This is a genomic window from Flaviramulus basaltis, from assembly GCF_900114265.1.
Taxonomy (GTDB): domain Bacteria; phylum Bacteroidota; class Bacteroidia; order Flavobacteriales; family Flavobacteriaceae; genus Flaviramulus; species Flaviramulus basaltis.
The window spans coordinates 550,992-564,669 of record NZ_FPKV01000003.1; the positions used below are offsets into that span (position 1 = coordinate 550,992).

Below are 13,678 nucleotides of genomic sequence, written 5' to 3' on the forward strand. Positions count from 1 at the left end.
GTTTAGTATTTAAGAGTGAAATGATTTTTAAAAATTCTGCCATCCTGTAGTTTAATAGAAAACCAATAATCATCAGTTGGAAGTTTTTCTCCATTGAATAAACCATTCCAGCCTTCGCCTAAAGGATTTAGTTCTTTTATTAATTTTCCAAATCTATTAAAAATAAGGATTTTGGTATTTGGTTGAAACATATCTGAAACACCTAATACTTGCCAAGTATCATGTATACCATCGTTATTTGGTGTGAAATATTTAGGAAAACCAATAACGGAAACTTGATTGTTAACTATACCACAGTCATTTTTTATATCTTTTACAGCAATTGTATAAATACCTGGATATACATTATCAAATACATTACTGTCTTGGTAGGGTTTTATAACATTCATATTAGCATCTAGTAGACTAAATTCATATTCACCTTCTCCTGAGACAAAAACTGTAATAGTATTGTTTTCAGATACATCAGTAACTTTAATTTCGTTGAAACTTGCAGTGTTTGAAGGTTCTATGATAATTGTTCTGTTTTTAGAACACCCATTTAAATTTGTAACTGTTACGTTATAAATATTTGGTTCGTTTATTTGAATTTCATAAGTACTCTCTCCATTCGACCAATTATATGTATAATTATCAGAAGTGTCATTGATAATAGCCGTATCAATTGGAATGGTTTCTGGAAATGTATTTAAACAATAATACATTAAATCTTCAGTAACAATATTTGGTAATTTATTAATTGTAAGAGCAACTTCACTAATGCCATAACAAGCATTATTGTTTTCTGCTCTAGCATATAAAATTTGCGAATAAGGGTTGGTGTTGTTGTATGGTGATGTAAGTTCATTCTCTTCTATAAGAGCATCTCCGTAGGTTTCGTAATATGAAATTGGGAAGGAAATGGCATTTATAGATTGCATTTCAGTACTAATATCATTTAAATTAAAAGTATTGAGCCCATCTTCAGAATTTAACTCATCACAAACTGCAGGTACTAAATAATTTTGAATTTGTGTTGTTGAGGTTTCTAAAGTAAGTTCTGCAATGCTAAAGCAATCTGTATTGGTATCTATTACTTTAACATAAATAATTTGTGGGTTTGTGGTGTTTTTAAAGCTATTAGTGTTTGATATTTCATTTAAGTTATTTTCCGCTTCGTTTATTGAATTAAAAAACTTCAATGAACGATTTGGTGAATTATTGTTTAATGTGTTTTCAGCTTCAAGTAAGTTAAAAGTAGTAATATTATCCTTTAAACCATCTTCATCACATTGAATTAATGATGTGTTTGTATACTCAGGTAAAGGATTAACGGTAATTTCTATAGCTTCAGAAATTGAAAAGCAATTTGTGCTTAAATTATTCTCAATTCTTGCATAAATATTTTCTTGAAAAGGGGTTTGGTTATAATATGAGAAATTTAATGGATTATTGTTTGTTTCTGCATCAATTATTGTTTGATGGTAAGTGATAGAATTTAATGAAGCATTTTGATTTCCTAAAACAGCATTGTCAAATTGATGCAAGTCTATTTCAGTTTGTCCATTAGTAACATCTAAATCTGATGTAATTTCCATATCGCATATTTCAATAGAATCAGCCAAGTTTGCGATTGGTGTATTGAAAACCTCAATTAAAAAAGAAACATTGGTATCGAAACAAGAGTTATTTCCACTAATACCTATTCTTGTGTATATTCTTTGTGTATTTAAGGTGTTTTCAAACGGAAGAATAATTTCATTTTGGTTTAAATCTGCATCTAGTTGCGAAATATAATATTTTATGCTATAAACTTTTGGATCTTGAGTACCTAAACCTTCGGTATTTTGTAAAGAAAAATCAAATATATGTTTACCATCATTATTATCATCACATATTATAATATCGCTTATAGGATTGGTTCTTGGAACATCAAAATATTCAACTAGAGCTTCACCTTCTAGCGTGTCACAATCTCCAGAATTTGTTTCAATTAAAACATTATATAAACCAGGTTGAGAGACTTCTAAATCAAAATCATTTTCAGTGATTAAAACACCATCTTTTGTCCAAGTATAGGTTGCCCCAGGAACTTCTTCAGCAATTAGGGTGTAAGTGTCTCCAATGCATAAGGGGAGATAAATTGATTCAAATTCATTTCTAACAATGTCTATTTTTTCAGCAAAAAAGGAAGTTATAAATGGAGGTAAACCTTGTGTTGAATTTCTACTTAAGGCAACAGCATTATGTTCGTAATTACAAGCAAGACCAGAGAGATTAGGATTATTTATAACCGAAAGAAAAGGAGAACCCAAGTCATAAGTTATACTCATTGCTCTATAAATTTTTCCATTAGGAGCTAATTGTAATGCACCACGATACATTTGCCTATCATCAATTACAATTTCTGAAGCACTTATATTAGTAGCTGTTAGATCATATTGTAATAATGAGCCATATTGACTTGATGGAATGTTGAATTCTGACTGATCTGCATTAAAATTAGCAGAAACATAAAGCAGTTCATTATTTTGTGAAAATTCAACTCCATAAGGCGATTGTGGTTTATTAAAAGGAGAAAAATTAATATTTATTGGTGTTTGATTGCTAACAATTCCGGTTGAAGTATCAAAATCATATAAATATAGTCCTGATTCTGAATTTGCACATGCTAATTTTGTGCCATCGGGAGATAATTTTAAATATCCTCTAGCGTCATTTACAAAAAGAGTGAAAGTTGATTTAACTGGGGTTGTATTAACCCCAGTATTAGATACTTCATAAGCATAAAAAGTATTAAAATTAGGATTATTAGAAGGAAGACCATTTGAAGAAGCAAGTGTAATTACCCAAATAGATTTTGATTCACAGTCTTTTAAAACAGCACTGATTTTTTCTGAACTGTCTAGTAAAAGATTGACGTTTTTACTTACCACATCTCCTAAACCACCATTTAAACTTAAATCTACAATTGAATAATTAAAACCTCTATCAGGATCTCCATTGCCAACTGCTGTGTCTACAGTAAAAACATAGTAAATATTTAAGTCATTTGGTTTAGGAACTACTATGGCCGATTGACTACTAGAAGGGTCGCCATAAAGCCCATTGCCAATAGAACCATTGGCATTTGACATGGGCTGATGCAATTTATTCCAAACAGTAATTCCATCTGTATAAAATAGTAAATCACCATTATTATCTGATATAGTTGTACAACCTTCAACGGTATTTAACCTTCCATCTGTTAAATTAGATACAGAGCCGTTTGCATTAAAATGAATACCCGCATTTTCACCAAAATACCAATAAGAAGCTTCTTCTTGGCTAAAAGAAATAGCAAAAATTAAAAAAAATACACCAAAAAAATTTTTTCTCATCTTTTAAATAGCAAATGCTATCAAAGATATTATAAATCTCGCTTCTTTAATAATCTATAGGATAAAAAGACAAATAGAGCAGTCCAACATAAAACGATAATTATTTCGTTCCAATGTACTGCATAATCATACACCAATTCTGTTTTGTCTGGAAATTTAGTCATAGCAATTCTTTGAAAAGGTTGGTCTATTAATTTATACATAGATTTTAGCGGAAAGAAATTCTGTATTTTTTCTGCTAAAATATGGTCAGATTGCCATGTGATTAACCCGAAAATAATCCACTCTAATATGTAAAGTATAAATAAGAATGCTAATGCGAAAGCAGAGCGTTTAACTAACATTCCAAAAAATAAACATAAGCTAAAAAAGCCAACTAATTTAACAAAATAAGCTACTAGAAAATTGGTTTCTCTAATTATTATAGAAAATTCATTATAACTTGAATAGTATAAACCAATACATAAAGAAATTAAACCAATTAGTAAGGTTGATATTAATGAAAAGAATACAATAGTATAGAATTTTGATAGTATGAATTCTTTTTTACTCAAGCCATCAATTAAGTTTTGTTTAAGTGTTTTATTGCTATATTCATTTCCAATCATACTTACAACCACAATAGCAAAAAAGAATTTAAATTGAGACGCAAAAAAAGTAGTTAAGTGCCAAATTATAGGAAAATTAAAAACACCTAATTCACCCAATTCTAGTGTGAAGAAACCAAAAACATTTATTTTTATTGAAGATAAAAGTATTACAAAAAAAGGCAAAACAAATGATACAAAAATGAGTATTTTACTTGTTCTATTAAGTAATAGCTTTTGTAATTCTAAATTTAAAAGTCGTAACATTTGGTTGGATTTAATTTTGTTTGTTATCAGTTAATTGTAAAAATTGTTCTTCTAAACTTTCTTTACGTTGCACTAAATGCGTAAGTATAATACCTTTTTCAAATAAAAACTTATTAAAATCTTCCGATTTCATGGGTTCATTTAAAAAAGCGGTTACCAAATTGTCTTGCACTTTAATTTTACCAAAAGTCTTAGTGTTTTCTAATACCTGTATTAATTCATCTTGCTTATTGCATTTTAGCTCAAAAAAACCATGACTAGAAATCATTTCATCTACACGACCGGAATATAATTTAACCCCTTTTCTAAGCACTACAACATGCGAGCATACTTTTTCAACTTCATCCAATAAATGGGATGCTAATAAAATAGTAGTGCCTTTGGCTGCAATTTGCTTGATAATTTCTCTAATTTGATGAATCCCTTGAGGATCTAAACCGTTTGTCGGCTCATCAAGAATTAAAATTTCAGGGTCGTTTAAAAGGGCGGAAGCAATAGCCAAACGCTGTTTCATACCTAAGGAATAGGTTCTAAATTTGCTTTCTTTTCTTTCTAAAAGCCCAACAATTGCAAGCTTTTCGTCTATTTTACTGTAATCAATACCTTTTATTTTGCAAACTAATTTTAAGTTTTGAAATGCTGTCATGTAGGGATAAAAATTCGGGTTTTCAATAATGGCTCCTACTTTTTTTAAAGCATCATGTGTGGTAGTATTTCCATCAAACCAATGAAAATTTCCTTCTGTTTTATTTACTACGTTTAAAACAATGCCAAGTGTTGTAGATTTTCCACTTCCGTTAGGACCTAAAATACCATAAACATTGCCTTTGTTTATAGTAAATGATAAATCTTTTACCGCAGTTAAATACCCAAATTTTTTAGTGAGATTGTTAATTGTAAGAATGGATTCCAAACTATAATGGTTTATATGCTAACGGCTAAATTAGCAAGGGTTAGTTATAAAGGTATGACGATGGTCTTTAATTTTTGTTACAAGAATATTAATAAAAGCGTTAAATTTGAATAAGTTTCAAGCCCATGCAAGATTTAAAAATATCAAAAAAAAAACCATCGTTTCCTATTACCTCTAAATTAAACGATTATCTAACAGAATACAACAGAAATATAAAAATCCCAATTTTTTATGATGATTTGTTGCGCTTTCAAGGGTCTATTGTTGTTTACGATAAGGAGGATAATGATACCCTTTGGATACGTGTTTATTACAATGATTACGAAAGAGAAGAGATTGACTTATCATTAAAAAAAGTCTATACCATTTTACATTCAGATGGTAATGAAGATACTATTCCGTTTTTAAATGTTGATGCGATTGATTATTGCACATTTGGAAATTCTAAACCATTTAGAATTAAAATTAGAAATATTTTAAATGATAATTACACCTATTTTTATGTAAAAACTGCTGATGCTTCTCGTGTTTATGGTTTGGAACTAGAGCACATGTTATCACCCTATAACTTGAATTTTTTAGTATATAAAAGTACATTAATTGAAGAACATATAGCAGGAATTCCAGGTGATGAGTTTATTAAGAATTTTTTGCCAAAATGCGATAAATCTGAAAAATCTCAAATAGCAAAAGAGTTTGTAAAGTTTAATGAACGTTGTATGATTAGGCTTTTAGGTGATATGCGCTCGTACAATTATGTTATTGTGCCTACACACGATTTTGATCATGTGGTTTATAAAATAAGACCTATAGATTTTGATCAGCAATCTTATGAAGGTAAGTTTAATATTTACCGACCACAGTTTTTTAAAGAAAATTTAAAAATGGTAGAATTGGTTTCAGAAAGTATGCAGAAACTATCCATTCATCAATATAAAACAGAAGAACGTTCTATTTTAGTAAAACGTTTAAAGAGTTTTCATGATAGAATTGATGAACTTTTAGCTTGTATGTTTGAAGATAAAATATCTAAAGACGAAAATATAGATTTATTAAAGACGAAAATATTTGAATATACCCAAGACGTAAATTTTAAAAATTGCAGAAATATGGGTGAAATTCTAAAATTTTCTTTAGAATTTTTAACGCGTAATTACGAAAATGTAAACTTGGAAAATTTAAGACAAAAACGGAATATTAATTCCAGTTTTCGTTAAAATCTAAATCCTCATAATCATCTACATCAATACCATCTTCAAACTCATCATAATCCTCATCTACATCAGCTTCAAATAATTTTTCGGGGGCGTTGTCAGGGACTTGACCTTGAACAAACATAAGGTTAGGGTAGTCGTTTCCTTCTGTTTCATCTACAATTTCGGCAAGTTCAACATAAAATGTCCACATACTTAAAAAGTCGTAAACATATATAAGTTTGGTTTGCATTTCATGTATAACACTATCTAAGGATGTTTCATTCATTAAACGAGCCGATGCCTCATCACTTAAATCGAATAAAGAGATTTCCTCACCTTGTTCCCAAACATCATTACTTATATAAAAAGAAGCCATTTCTGTACCATCAAAACCAAACGATTGTGTGATAATGTTATGTAAATCTTCAAGCGTATCTGTTTCACGAATTTCTAAATCGCGAAAAACATCCTCATCAGTATCGTTGTCTAAAATAACTCTAAATCTATAAATCATTACTAAAAAAATATGCTACAAAGGTAGACTTTTTTAATTATTTTGTAAAACGATGTAATGTAAATGTCATAGCACTTAATAAGAAAAATGCACCTATTTGATGTGCCACACCTAACCACACCGGAACTTGTAATATTATGGTGAAAACACCAAGTAAAAATTGAATAAAAACTATAATTAGTAGGCTGTTTATAGCTCTTGATTGATATATTGTAAGGATTAGTTTTCTTGATTTTAAATAGATTGCTATAATAAAACCAACAACAATATAAGCTAAAGTTCTGTGAACAAATTGTACGCCACTTTTACCTTCAATAAAGTTTTTGTAAACAGGGTTTTGTTCAATATATACTGTTTCGTGTATAAATTTCCCTTCGTTCATCATTGGCCAATGGTTGTGTATAAAACCAGCGTCTAAACCAGCTACAAAAGCACCGTATATAATTTGAATTATTAATAGGGCTAGTCCAAAACGGATTAAATTCCTAAAGGACTTACTAATTTCTTTTTTAGTTGGAAACATTAAATCTAATGCTACCCAAAACGTATATGCAAATGTTAAGAAGGCTGTTGTTAAATGTGCAGATAGCCTGTAATGACTAACATCAGGGTTATTTACTAAACCACTTTTAACCATATACCAACCTAAAAAACCTTGAAAAGCACCAAGACATAATAATACAACTGATTTTTTAATGGTTGGTTTAGTGAGTTGTTTGGTTATTAAAAAGTATAAAAATGGTAGAAAAAAGACTAAGCCAATAAAACGACCAATAACACGGTGTAACCATTCCCAGAAGTAAATATCTTTAAAATCTTGTAAACCAAAATGGTTGTTTAGTTTTTGGTATTCGGGATATTGTTTATATAAATCAAAAGCCTGTTGCCATTCAACATCATTCATTGGTGGAATAGTTCCTGATATTAATTTATAGTTAGATATTGATAAACCTGAATGTGTAAGTCTGGTAATACCTCCAACTATTACCATGATAAAAATAAGTAAACACCCAGTTAAGAGCCAGTAAATTACTTTTTTATTGTCCTTTTTCATGACTTAAATACTTTCTTTTAAACCTAAACGATTGCCTTCTTTTAGCATAAGTTGTCGAGCTGCTTCATATTCATTTGGAATTTCTCCCTCTAAAATAGCTTCTTTTATAACCTCTTTTATTCTACCAATTTCTCGTGATGGTTTAATATTGAAGGTTTTCATGATTTCTTCACCAGAAATTGGTGGTTGAAAATTGCGTATATGATCACGTTCTTCAACTTCAATAATTTTTTCGCGAACAATTTTAAAATTGTTATGGTACTTATTGAACTTACTAGGGTTTTTAGTTGTGATATCTGCTTCACAAAGCGTCATTAAATCATCAACATAATCACCGGCATCAAACACCAAACGCCGCACTGCAGAGTCGGTTACGATATCTTGAGCTAAAACAATAGGACGAGAACTCATAAACACCATTTTTTGAACAAACTTCATTTTGTCATTCAAAGGCATTTTTAAACGTTTGAATAAATGAAATACCATTTTAGAACCTTCAAACTCATGGGCATGAAATGTCCAGCCTACTTTTTTGCTAAATTTTTTTGTTGGTGCTTTGCCAATATCATGCAATAAAGCAGCCCAACGCAGCCAAAGATTGTTAGTGTTTTCTGATATATTATCAACAACTTCTAAGGTGTGATAAAAATTATCTTTGTGGCGTTGTCCTTCAACTTCATCAATACCTTTTAGAGCTGTTAATTCTGGTAAAATATAGTCTAATAAACCTGTTTTTTCTAATAACAAAAAGCCAATAGATGGTTTGCTACTTTTAAGAATTTTATTGAGTTCTGTTATTATACGTTCTTCAGTGATAATTTTAATTCTATGACTATTTTTTGTTATAGAATTTAAAGACTCTTTTTCAATTACAAAATCTAATTGAGTTGCAAATCTAATAGCACGCATCATACGTAATGGGTCGTCGCTGTAGGTAATATCAGGATTTAAAGGTGTACGGATTATTTTGGTTTTTAAATCTTCAACACCATTAAAAGGATCCAATAAATCACCAAAATTAGATTCGCTTAAATTTAAAGCTAAAGCATTTATAGTGAAATCGCGTCTGTTTTGGTCATCTTGAAGTGACCCATTTTCAACTGCTGGATTTCTACTATTCTCGGTATAAGATTCTTTGCGAGCTCCAACAAATTCAATTTCAATGTCATCATAACGTAACATTGCTGTGCCGTATGTTTTAAAGACTTGAACCTTTGGTTTATTTGGAAGATTTTTAGCGACTTGTCTTGCTAGTTTAATGCCATCACCAATAGCAACAACATCAATATCTTTTGCATTGCCGCGTTTTAAAAAAAAGTCGCGAACAAAACCACCAATAACGTAGCTTTCTACCCCTAATTCGGATGTAGATTTAGAAATTATTTTAAATATGTTATGCTGAAGTGCTTCTTTGTAATTCATTAATGCTATTTGAGATTTTACTCTCGAATAATCTTAACAATACCATTATTACTCAATTTAATAATTGATGATGGCTTGTTGCAATTTTTTTCGTGGTGCAAATTTACAACATAGTCTACACCTTTTAAAACCTCTTTAGATATTTCTTTAAACGATTTTGGTGTGGGTTGCCCACTTATATTAGCTGAGGTAGAAACAATGGCTCCATTAAATTTTCTTGAGAGAAAATAACAAAAATCATCATCAGGGATTCTTATGGCTATTGTACCGTCACTCGCAATTAAATTAGATGCTAAATTTTGAGCATCGTCATATATTATGGTTGTTGGCTTATTTGTAACATCAATAATATTTAAAGCTGTTTCTGGTATTTGCTTAACGTATTTTTTTAGCATTCTATCGTCTGCAACTAAACAAATAAGCGCTTTTGAATCTACACGTTTTTTTAAATCATATACTTTTTTGACAGCTTCTGCATTATTTGCATCGCAACCAATACCCCAAACCGTATCTGTAGGGTAGAGTATAAGACCACCTTCTTTTAAAACTTGGAGAGCTTTGTTGATTTCCGATTGCATGATTTCTATTTTATTAATATTTTTAAGAAGAAAATTCTTGTTTTGCTTTTTGTAAGGCAGATGCTATTATTTGGTGCATATCATAATATTTGTATTCAGCTAATCTGCCACCAAAAATAATATTATTTTCTTGTAAAGAAAGCGCTTTATATTGTTGGTATGTTGTCTGGTTTTCGTTGTTATTAATAGGGTAATAAGCTTCTTTTTCGAGAGACCATTTTTCTGGATATTCCCGAGTTATTACAGTATGTTTTTGTTTACCAAATTCAAAGTGCTTATGTTCTATTATACGAGTGTGTGCTACATTTGTATCATTGTAGTTAACAACTGCATTTCCTTGAAAGTTTTCTGATTTTAAATATTCATGTTCAAATCGTAACGAGCGATATTCTAACTGTCCATATTTATAGTTATAAAATTCATCAATTTTTCCTGTAAAAACAATTTTATTGGCAGAATCGATTAAAGTGTTTTTATCTTTAAAGAAATCAACATTGGTTTTTACATCTATGCCTTCTAATAATCCGTCAATAATCTTGTTATACCCTCCAATAGGAATACCTTGATAAGCGTCGTTAAAGTAATTATTGTTAAAAGTATATCTAACAGGTAATCTTTTAATAATAAAAGCAGGAAGGTTTGTTGCTTTTGTGCCCCATTGTTTTTCTGTATATTCTTTAATTAAAGCTTCATAAATGTCTTTTCCAACAAGAGAAAGTGCTTGTTCCTCTAGGTTTTGAGGAGTTTTAAATCCATATTCTTTTATTTGCTTATCTATAATCTCTTTGGCTTCATTAGGTGTTTTTATACCCCATAATTGATAGAAAGTATTCATGTTAAAAGGTAAATTATATAATTTTCCTTTAGATATTGAAAGTGGTGAGTTTATATAATTATTGAATGATGCAAATTGGTTAACATAATCCCAAATAGCTTTGTCGTTTGTGTGAAAAATATGGGCACCATATTTATGAACATTTATACCATCTATATTTTCACAATAAACATTACCACCAATGTGGTTTCTTTTATCAATAACTAGACATTTTTTTCCTTTTTTTGTTGCTTCATGAGCAAATACACAACCAAAAAGGCCTGCTCCAACAATTAAATAATCGTACTTTTGCATTGTAAAAAATGTGATTTTTTAAGCTTACAATAATATAACTTTTAATATAAACATAAAACTTTAGAATTTGAATGTACTATATTTCTAAAAACTATAAATCGGTTTTTAACGCATCTGGTAAAGCAAAAACAGATTTTGAATATGTATTAAAAGAGGTTGGTTTTAAAAATTTAGGTTTTAAACAATCAAGTATTCCTAACTCTGTTGTTGGAGCGATAAAGAATTTTATGGGGATTACAATAGCCTTAATACGCTTGCCTTTTAAATCTATATTATTCACACAATATCCAGTAAACAAATATAGAAAGTATATTGTTTCTGTCGCTCAATTAAAAAAATGCAAAACAGTAACAATAGTGCATGATGTTAGTTTTTTAAGAAAGCGTACTAAAAATAAAAATGCTGAGTTAGACAATATATGCAAATCTGATGCTGTTGTTGTGCATAACCCTACCATGAAACAATGGTTTTTAGACCAAGGTGTGAAAATACCTGTTATTAACTTAGAATTATTTGATTATGTAGTATTCGATAGACCTACTCAAAACGATGCTATTAAAAAAGTTGATACCTATAGCTTAGTATATGCGGGAGGTTACGGAGGTAATAAGAATAGTTATGTTTATGATGTAGATAAAGTAAAAACCAATAACTTTAATTTAAAACTTTATGGCAAGGGTTTTGATTCTGAAAAAAGAATAGTACCAGAGAAAGAATCATTAGTCTTATATGAAGGCGCATTTCCAGCCGATAAGATACCTTATAAAATTATTGGAGATTTCGGGTTAGTTTGGGATGGTAATTCCGTTGAAACTTGCAGCGGACAATATGGTGAGTATTTAAAATTTAATAATCCACACAAAACATCTTTGTATTTGTTATGTGGCTTACCATTAATTATATGGAAAGAAGCTGCTTTAGCACCTTTTGTTCAAGAAAATAATTTAGGAATAACTATTTCTAGTCTTGAAGAACTTAATGATATTTTGGAAAAATTAGATTTTGAAGATTATAAAAAAATAAAAGAAAATGTTTTAATTTTTCAGAAAAAAGTAATGTCTGGAGAATTTGGAAAAGCAGCTATTAAAGCGGCATTAAAACATCTATAAAATTAAATGAAATATATTCTAGAGGAAGCATATAAATCTTATAGAGAAACAATTAAAACGTTTGTTTTAAACTTCAATACATCTGGTGAAGATTTTATTGTAGACCAAAGAAATAGTATAAAGTTGTTTGTTTTAAGTGAAGAAACAATAAATATTAAGGCGTTTAGAATTCCAAATATTTTCAATCAATTTGCTTATAAGTTTTTAAGAAAAAGTAAGGCGCAACGTTCTTATGAATACGCAAATAGACTTATTAAATTGGATATTGGTACACCAAAACCAATAGCGTATTTTGAGTTTACTACACCATTTTTATTTAAAAAGAGCTTTTATGTTAGCGAGCATTTAAATTGTGATTTAACTTATAGAGAACTCACTAAAAATTTTAATTATCCCGATTACGATACTATACTTCGTGCATTTACACGATTTACTTACAAATTACACCAAAAAGGGATTCATTTTTTAGATCATTCCCCTGGTAATACTTTAATAAAGAAGCATGGTTCTGATTATGATTTTTATTTAGTAGACTTAAATAGAATGCATTTTGGAACAATGGATTTTGAAACAAGAATCAAGAATTTTTCTAGATTAACGATACATAAATCTATGGTTGAAGTGATGAGTGATGAGTATGCTAAATGTACTGGCGAAGATTATAATAAAATATTTGACTTAATGTGGTATGAAACTGAAACTTTTCAAGAAAAATTCCATCGTAAAAAACGATTAAAAAAACGTTTTAAGTTCTGGAACTAAATTAGTTTTTGTTTTTAATTAGTTCTCTAAGTTTTGTGTATTTTAAAAATGTAATATTTGCTGTTTGTACACAAATAACCAACCCGTTCAATCCATCCAAAAAACCTAATCTAAAAAAATAGGACTTAATAAAAGCCCAAATAGGATTAAATACTATTTTCCAAATAGGTGCTTTTTTGCCTAATTTTAAATAAGCTTTTGCGGAAATATTTGAAAAATGTTCAGTTTTTAAATTAAATTCAGAATAAGTCTGGTAAGTCCAATGTAAAATGTCGCCTTTTAAATAACCTGTATTTTTTCTAGTGTTATTTAAAACAACATTATCGTGAGGGTTCACACCTTTCCACATGGCTTTTCTTCTATCAAATACACGTAGTTTTTTATTAGGATACCAATCGGAATATTTAATCCATTGCCCACAAAAATTATTAAATCGATTACTGTAATAGCCGTTAAAATTCCAGTTGTCTTTTAATTTAATAATAGATTTTTGAAGTGTTTCAGATAAAGCTTCATCACCATCAAGAGATACTATAAAATCGTTACTAGCTTGATTTAAAGCAAAGTTTTTTTGTTCAATGTAACCTAAAAAGCTCTGCTCTATAAATTTAACTTGATATTTTTGGCAAATAGCTTTGGTGTTATCAGTCGAAAATGAATCTACAACAACTATTTCATCAACAACAGGTACTAACGATTGCAGACATTTCTCAATGTTTCGTTCTTCATTATAAGTAATAATAACCCCAGATAGTTTAATCATATTCCTCAATAAGGTTGGGTAAAAA

12 protein-coding genes are annotated in these 13,678 nt (G+C 29.4%); 3 read left to right on the top strand and 9 right to left on the bottom strand.

The window, feature by feature from the left end:
- Positions 1–2: 2 nt before the first annotated feature.
- From BT151_RS14680 to BT151_RS14690, 3 genes are read right to left on the bottom strand one after another with little or no spacing between them, the layout of a single operon-like run.
- A complete protein-coding gene (locus tag BT151_RS14680; protein ID WP_072403080.1) occupies positions 3–3,359 on the bottom strand; it encodes a T9SS type B sorting domain-containing protein in 3,357 nt (1,118 codons plus the stop codon).
- A 29-nt stretch (positions 3,360–3,388) separates the two neighbouring features.
- Positions 3,389–4,213, bottom strand: a complete 825-nt coding sequence (locus BT151_RS14685; protein ID WP_072403081.1) for an ABC transporter permease — start codon at positions 4,211–4,213, stop codon at positions 3,389–3,391.
- 10 nt (positions 4,214–4,223) lie between these two features.
- Positions 4,224–5,126: an ABC transporter ATP-binding protein gene (locus tag BT151_RS14690; RefSeq protein ID WP_072403082.1), complete on the bottom strand. Its 903-nt coding sequence runs from the start codon at positions 5,124–5,126 to the stop codon at positions 4,224–4,226.
- 125 nt (positions 5,127–5,251) lie between these two features.
- Between BT151_RS14690 and BT151_RS14695 the strand changes: the two genes are divergently transcribed.
- The gene (locus BT151_RS14695; protein WP_072403083.1) at positions 5,252–6,343 is read left to right on the top strand and encodes a hypothetical protein; all 1,092 of its coding nucleotides are present in this window, start codon (positions 5,252–5,254) and stop codon (positions 6,341–6,343) included.
- On the opposite strand, the gene BT151_RS14700 is transcribed toward BT151_RS14695, so the two are convergent.
- From BT151_RS14700 to glf, 5 genes are read right to left on the bottom strand one after another with little or no spacing between them, the layout of a single operon-like run.
- On the bottom strand, positions 6,324–6,836 hold the full coding sequence (locus BT151_RS14700) for an IS1096 element passenger TnpR family protein (protein WP_072403084.1): 513 nt from the start codon (positions 6,834–6,836) through the stop codon (positions 6,324–6,326). The genes BT151_RS14695 and BT151_RS14700 overlap by 20 nt on opposite strands.
- A gap of 37 nt (positions 6,837–6,873) precedes the next feature.
- Positions 6,874–7,890, bottom strand: coding sequence for a COX15/CtaA family protein (locus BT151_RS14705; protein WP_072403085.1), 1,017 nt, complete (start codon positions 7,888–7,890; stop codon positions 6,874–6,876).
- A 3-nt stretch (positions 7,891–7,893) separates the two neighbouring features.
- A complete protein-coding gene (locus BT151_RS14710; protein ID WP_072403086.1) occupies positions 7,894–9,312 on the bottom strand; it encodes a CCA tRNA nucleotidyltransferase in 1,419 nt (472 codons plus the stop codon).
- Positions 9,313–9,329: 17 nt separating this feature from the next.
- Positions 9,330–9,890, bottom strand: coding sequence for an L-threonylcarbamoyladenylate synthase (locus BT151_RS14715; RefSeq protein WP_072403087.1), 561 nt, complete (start codon positions 9,888–9,890; stop codon positions 9,330–9,332).
- Between the two features lie 22 nt (positions 9,891–9,912).
- Complete coding sequence (gene glf / locus BT151_RS14720) at positions 9,913–11,019, bottom strand: UDP-galactopyranose mutase (protein ID WP_072403088.1); 1,107 nt, start codon at positions 11,017–11,019, stop codon at positions 9,913–9,915.
- 71 nt (positions 11,020–11,090) lie between these two features.
- On the opposite strand from glf, the gene BT151_RS14725 reads away from it, so the two are divergent.
- Together BT151_RS14725 and BT151_RS14730 are read left to right on the top strand one after the other, a co-directional pair.
- The gene (locus BT151_RS14725; protein ID WP_072403089.1) at positions 11,091–12,128 is read left to right on the top strand and encodes a glycosyltransferase; all 1,038 of its coding nucleotides are present in this window, start codon (positions 11,091–11,093) and stop codon (positions 12,126–12,128) included.
- Between the two features lie 6 nt (positions 12,129–12,134).
- Positions 12,135–12,890, top strand: a complete 756-nt coding sequence (locus BT151_RS14730) for a Kdo domain containing protein (RefSeq protein ID WP_072403090.1) — start codon at positions 12,135–12,137, stop codon at positions 12,888–12,890.
- Position 12,891: 1 nt separating this feature from the next.
- Here BT151_RS14730 and BT151_RS14735 read toward each other — a convergent pair whose 3' ends face one another.
- On the bottom strand, positions 12,892–13,653 hold the full coding sequence (locus BT151_RS14735; RefSeq protein WP_084647982.1) for a glycosyltransferase family 2 protein: 762 nt from the start codon (positions 13,651–13,653) through the stop codon (positions 12,892–12,894).
- Between the last annotated feature and the right edge of the window lie 25 nt (positions 13,654–13,678).